We start from the raw sequence: 5,780 nt of genomic DNA on the forward strand, positions 1-5,780 counted from the left end.
ATTTTGTAGGCATTTTCAATGTCTAACTCGCCAATCAACTGTTTTAGCTGAGTTTCCTTCCAAGTATCCATGGAAAACCTTCCTTGCATTGCACTTCGCCGCACAGGCATTAATTGGATCTAATTTTTACGTCACGAGTGTAGGATAAATATTACATGTGTGAAGTGAGTTTTTTGCTCTTGATGGGCTCGTTAAATGAACAGCGGGTTCTTAGGGGAACAGAACCTGTACAGAGCATGAGACTTCGTCCGTCAGCTGTAGAGATATTAAAACTATCTTCATCTTTTAGCCGTGAACCCTGCCTTTAACTCTTTAGTTAACAGTTCGTCTGTTCATTAATACCACTACAAACCGACGGTGTTTCTTCATCCGGCTTTGCGGGACACTGGGGTAACCAGATCAATGGAGCGCCCCATGACCGCCAGCGCAGAGAAGTTCACCCGCCAAACCCTGCTCGATGTCCAACCATTGACCCCCGGTCTGTTCACGCTGCGTACCACGCGAGATCCGGGCTTTCGTTTTCGTGCCGGGCAATTCGCCCGTTTAGGGGTTACCAAGGCTGACGGCAGCACGGTTTGGCGCGCCTATTCCATGGTCTCTTCACCCCACGACGAGTTTCTCGAGTTCTTCTCCATCGTCGTTCCGGGTGGCGAATTTACCAGCGAGCTGAGTCGTCTGGAGGTGGGCGATACGCTGATGGTCGACCGTCAGGCCTTTGGTTTCCTGACCCTTGATCGCTTCGTCGATGGGCGTGATCTCTGGTTATTGTCCACAGGGACGGGAATTGCGCCGTTTCTGTCGATCCTGCAGGACTTCGAGGTCTGGGAGAAATTCGAGCGAATCATTCTGGTGTATAGCGTGCGCGAAGCGCGGGAGTTGGCTTATCAGGCGCTGATTGCTGAATTGGAAGAGCGTGAGTATTTGGCGGAGCACGCCCATAAATTGCAATTTATCACCACGGTCACCCGTGAGCCGCATCCGCAAGCGTTGAGCGGGCGTATCACCCAGTTGATCAAAAATGGCGAACTGGAGCGGGTGGCTGGCGTCGCCATCACGGCCGAACATTCGCGAGTGATGCTCTGTGGAAACCCGCAGATGATCGATGACACACGCAACTTGCTGAAAGCGCGCGACATGCGACTGAGTCTGACTCGGCGACCTGGTCAGGTGGCTGTGGAAAATTACTGGTAAAAAAACGACGCCATCAGGCGCCGTTTATTTCGCAACGCAGCCTTCAGGGCTTGTTGTTCTGCGCTTTAAGCAGGTCGCGAATTTCGCTCAACAGTTCTTCTTCCTTGGTCGGAACCGGCGGCAGGCTTGGCGCCACCGCTTCTTCGCGCTTCAGACGGTTGATGGCTTTCACGCCCGCGAAGATCGCGAACGCGACGATCAGGAAGTCGATGATGCTCTGGATGAATTTGCCGTAGGCCAGCACCACTGCCGGGACCGTGCCCTGCGCCGCTTTCAGCGTGACCGAGAGGTCCGCGAAGTCCACCCCACCGATCAGCAGGCCGATTGGCGGCATGACAACATCGCCGACAAACGACGAAACGATCTTGCCGAACGCAGCGCCGATGAYAATACCGACGGCCATGTCGACCACATTACCTTTGACCGCGAAGGCCTTGAACTCACTTATCACGCCCATAGGTTATTCCTTGTTACAGATGAGGTTGGTGAACGCAGTGTAAATCAGCACGTCGGGTCTTGCTCGACACAACTTCTTACAGTGCTCGCTGCTATCGACCCGCTTACTGGCAAATAGTTTACAAAGTGCCATCAATCGCGCGCGAATACGCGCCAACCTACTGATAGACCAGAAAAAACTCTCAATCGACGCATTGCGTTCTTTCTATTTATGTTTTGACTGCCTGGTCACTAGCCTCTGTTCAGCGCACCTGGATGCGCTACACAAAACCAGAGGAGTTCGACATGACCACCGCCATTAGCCAAGGGGCTTTTTCCCATCGCCGTGTATTCGGCGTCTTGACCGCCAGCCTGCTGTCATTCTCCGTTCACGCGGCGACCCTGACCCGTGATAACGGCGCCGCTGTGGGCGACAACCAGAACTCGCAGACTGCGGGGGCCACTGGTCCGGTGCTGTTGCAGGACGTGCAACTGATCCAGAAACTCCAGCGCTTTGACCGCGAACGCATTCCGGAGCGGGTCGTACATGCCCGCGGTACGGGGGCCCATGGCAGTTTCACGGTAACCGATGATCTCAGTGACCTGACCAAGGCCAAAGTCTTTGCCGCAGGCCAGACAACGCCGGTGTTCGTGCGTTTTTCCGCGGTGGTGCACGGCAACCATTCCCCGGAAACCCTGCGCGACCCACGAGGCTTTGCCACCAAGTTCTACACCGCAGACGGTAACTGGGACCTGGTCGGCAATAACTTCCCGACCTTTTTCATCCGCGATGCAATCAAATTCCCGGACATGGTCCACGCCTTCAAACCAGACCCTCGCACCAACCTGGATGATGACTCACGCCGGTTCGACTTCTTTTCCCATGTCCCGGAAGCCACTCGGACGTTGACCGAGCTGTATTCCAACTCCGGCACACCGGCGAGCTACCGGGAAATGGACGGTAATGGCGTTCACGCCTATAAATTGGTCAATGCCAAAGGCGAAGTCAGCTATGTTAAGTTTCATTGGAAGAGTTTGCAGGGGATTAATAACCTCGACCCACAAGCCGTTACCAGGGTTCAGGGGCAAGACTACAGTCATATGACCAATGACTTGGTGGCTCATATCAATAAAGGCGACTTTCCAAAGTGGGACTTGTATGTTCAGGTTCTAAAACCGCAAGACCTGTACAAGTTTGACTTCGATCCGTTGGACGCTACCAAGATCTGGCCGGGTATCCCTGAGCGAAAAGTTGGACAAATGGTGCTCAATCGTAATCCTGCGAATGTCTTTCAGGAAACCGAACAAGTTGCCATGGCGCCGGCCAATCTAGTGCCGGGAATTGAACCTTCGGAAGATCGTTTGTTGCAAGGTCGAGTGTTCTCTTATGCCGATACGCAACTGTATCGCCTGGGCGCCAATGCGTTGCAGTTACCGATCAATGCACCAAAAGTAACGGTGAACAACGGCAACCAGGACGGAGCGATGAACACGGGTCGCAGCAACGGCGGTGTGAACTATCAGCCGAGTCGTCTGGAGTCACGTGAGGAACCTCAAGCGGCACGCTACAGCCAGTCGGCGCTGTCGGGTACGACCCAGCAGGCGAAGATCCAGCGCGAGCAAAACTTCAAGCAGGCCGGCGATCTGTATCGTTCGTTCAACAAGAAGGAGCGCAGCGACCTGATCGAAAGTTTTGGTGGCTCGCTGGCCACCACGGATGACGAAAGCAAGCACATCATCCTGTCCTTCCTCTATAAGGCTGACCCGGAATATGGCACTGGCGTGACCAAGGTCGCCAAGGGGGATCTGAGTCGCGTCAAGGCGCTCGCGGACAAACTGGTCGACTGATCGTCATTGCCTCAACCGGCTCTCGCACGACTCAGTTCCGTGCGAGAGCCCAGGAGCTATGCCATGCGAATATATCTTTGCCTGTTTCTGGCCAGCCTGGCGAGCAGCGTTTATGCAGAACCGGGTGCCGACCTGACCAAGGACCCGGTAGCRCTCAAGGCGCAATTGCAGGATTACTACTTTGACGCCGCTCGTCGCGGCGATGTGCCGATGCTCGAGACGTTCATCGAGGCGGGCTATTCCCTCGAGACTCGCGACAGCAAGGGTTACACCGCTTTGATCCTGGCGGCTTACCATGGTCAGTCTGCGGCGGTAGAGCGCTTGCTCGGCGCCGGGGCCAATGCCTGTGCCCAGGACCTGCGTGGCAATACGGCGCTGATGGGGGCGATCTTCAAGGGCGAAGTGCAAATAGCCAGGCGACTGTTGGCGACCGATTGCAGCCCGGAGCAACGTAATGGCGCAGGCCAGACGGCGGCGATGTATGCGGGCCTGTTCAAACGGGTCGAGTTGCTCGACGCGTTGGCTGCCAAGGGGGCCGACCTGAATGCCGAGGATCCGCTGGGTAACAGCGCCGCGCGTCTGGCCGCGGGCGAAATCCGTACCCCGGCGCCGCGCTGATCGTGTCCAGCTGAGCTATCATCGCGGTTTTTTCCGGGAGTTCAGATGGCCAAGGCAAAGCGCATGTACGGCTGCACCGAGTGCGGCTCGACCTTCCCCAAGTGGGCCGGCCAATGCGGCGAATGCGGGGCCTGGAACACCCTGACCGAAACCCTGGTGGAAAGTGGCGGTGCCGCTGCCCCCAGCGGTCGTACCGGCTGGGCCGGGCAGCAGGCGCAGATCAAGACGCTGGCCGAAGTCAGTGTCGAAGAAATACCACGTTTCTCCACCGCGTCCGGCGAGCTGGATCGGGTGCTCGGTGGCGGCCTGGTCGACGGCTCGGTGGTTCTGATCGGCGGTGATCCGGGGATCGGCAAGTCGACCATCCTTCTGCAAACCCTGTGCAACCTCGCAACCCGGATGCCGGCGCTGTATGTCACGGGCGAAGAATCCCAGCAGCAAGTGGCCATGCGCGCTCGACGCCTGGGCTTGCCGCAGGATCAACTGCGAGTCATGACCGAAACCTGCATCGAAACCATCATCGCCACGGCTCGGGTGGAAAAACCCAAGGTCATGGTGATCGACTCGATCCAGACGATTTTCACCGAGCAACTGCAATCGGCACCGGGCGGCGTCTCTCAGGTTCGCGAAAGCGCGGCATTGCTGGTGCGTTACGCGAAACAGAGCGGCACGGCGATCTTCCTCGTCGGCCACGTGACCAAAGAAGGCGCCTTGGCGGGGCCCCGAGTGCTGGAGCACATGGTCGACACCGTATTGTATTTCGAAGGCGAGTCGGATGGACGCCTGCGTCTGTTGCGTGCGGTGAAAAACCGCTTCGGTGCGGTCAACGAGTTGGGCGTGTTCGGTATGACCGACAAGGGTTTGAAAGAGGTCTCCAACCCTTCGGCGATTTTCCTCACCCGCGCGCAGGAAGAAGTGCCGGGCAGCGTAGTGATGGCGACGTGGGAAGGCACGCGACCGATGCTGGTGGAAGTTCAGGCACTGGTGGACGACAGCCACCTGGCCAACCCACGCCGTGTCACCCTTGGCCTGGATCAGAATCGCCTGGCCATGTTGTTGGCGGTGCTGCACCGTCATGGAGGCATACCGACTCACGACCAGGACGTGTTCCTCAACGTGGTCGGCGGGGTCAAGGTGCTGGAGACGGCGTCCGATCTGGCGTTGATGGCAGCCGTGATGTCCAGCCTGCGCAATCGGCCATTGCCACATGATCTGTTGGTGTTTGGTGAGGTTGGCTTGTCTGGTGAAGTGCGGCCGGTGCCAAGCGGTCAGGAGCGCTTGAAGGAAGCCGCCAAGCACGGCTTCAAACGCGCCATCGTGCCCAAGGGCAATGCGCCGAAGGAAGCGCCTGCCGGGTTGCGGATCATCGCGGTGACGCGACTGGAACAGGCCCTGGACGCGTTATTTGAATAAACCCAGCCCTTGTAGGAGCAGTCTGCGGCAGCTCCTACAAGAGTGGTCTAATGTGGATCAGCGCACCCAGCTCTCGCTCAAGTTCGGCCTGATCGCCCGTGTTGAGCTCGACCAGCCGCCGCAGTTTGCTGACAGACTCCAGATCGATGTACCGACAGACGAAGCCTAACTGGTGGTTATTGTCATGGGACAGTTGCACATCCATGCGGATCTCGGTGTCACTGCTCAGGTGAATGTCGACCGAAAACATCTTCTCTTCGTCCCCAAGCCAGGGC

General features: G+C 57.3%; 5 protein-coding genes and 1 pseudogene. 4 read left to right on the forward strand and 2 right to left on the reverse strand.

Annotated elements, in window-relative coordinates; translation table 11 throughout:
- The first annotated feature begins 414 nt into the window (after positions 1-414).
- Complete coding sequence (locus tag AC1DH9_RS20225; protein ID WP_427537985.1) at positions 415-1,191, forward strand: ferredoxin--NADP reductase; 777 nt, start codon at positions 415-417, stop codon at positions 1,189-1,191.
- A gap of 43 nt (positions 1,192-1,234) precedes the next feature.
- On the opposite strand, the gene mscL is transcribed toward AC1DH9_RS20225, so the two are convergent.
- Positions 1,235-1,648 carry a large-conductance mechanosensitive channel protein MscL gene (mscL, locus tag AC1DH9_RS20230; RefSeq protein WP_477808659.1) on the reverse strand — a complete coding sequence of 138 codons (414 nt, stop codon included), beginning with the start codon at positions 1,646-1,648 and terminating at the stop codon, positions 1,235-1,237.
- Positions 1,649-1,932: 284 nt separating this feature from the next.
- On the opposite strand from mscL, the gene katB reads away from it, so the two are divergent.
- The 3 genes from katB (at position 1,933) to radA (ending at position 5,505) form a co-directional block, all read left to right on the forward strand.
- A complete protein-coding gene (gene katB / locus AC1DH9_RS20235) occupies positions 1,933-3,474 on the forward strand; it encodes a catalase KatB (RefSeq protein ID WP_427537979.1) in 1,542 nt (513 codons plus the stop codon).
- Positions 3,475-3,537: 63 nt separating this feature from the next.
- Positions 3,538-4,092, forward strand: a complete 555-nt coding sequence (locus AC1DH9_RS20240) for an ankyrin repeat domain-containing protein (protein ID WP_347928831.1) — start codon at positions 3,538-3,540, stop codon at positions 4,090-4,092.
- 45 nt (positions 4,093-4,137) lie between these two features.
- Positions 4,138-5,505, forward strand: a complete 1,368-nt coding sequence (gene radA / locus AC1DH9_RS20245) for a DNA repair protein RadA (RefSeq protein ID WP_019691594.1) — start codon at positions 4,138-4,140, stop codon at positions 5,503-5,505.
- A 34-nt stretch (positions 5,506-5,539) separates the two neighbouring features.
- On the opposite strand, the pseudogene AC1DH9_RS20250 reads toward radA, so the two are convergent.
- Positions 5,540-5,780, reverse strand: a pseudogene (locus AC1DH9_RS20250) (PilZ domain-containing protein); the annotation flags it as partial.

This window comes from Pseudomonas sp. 05T35, assembly GCF_056396605.1.

Excerpts from the sequence above, each read along its gene's own strand:
- AC1DH9_RS20225 (WP_427537985.1), top strand. The coding sequence starts at position 415 with ATGACCGCCAGCGCAGAGAAGTTCACCCGCCAAACCCTGCTCGATGTC.
- katB (WP_427537979.1), top strand. The coding sequence starts at position 1,933 with ATGACCACCGCCATTAGCCAAGGGGCTTTTTCCCATCGCCGTGTATTC.
- radA (WP_019691594.1), top strand. The coding sequence starts at position 4,138 with ATGGCCAAGGCAAAGCGCATGTACGGCTGCACCGAGTGCGGCTCGACC.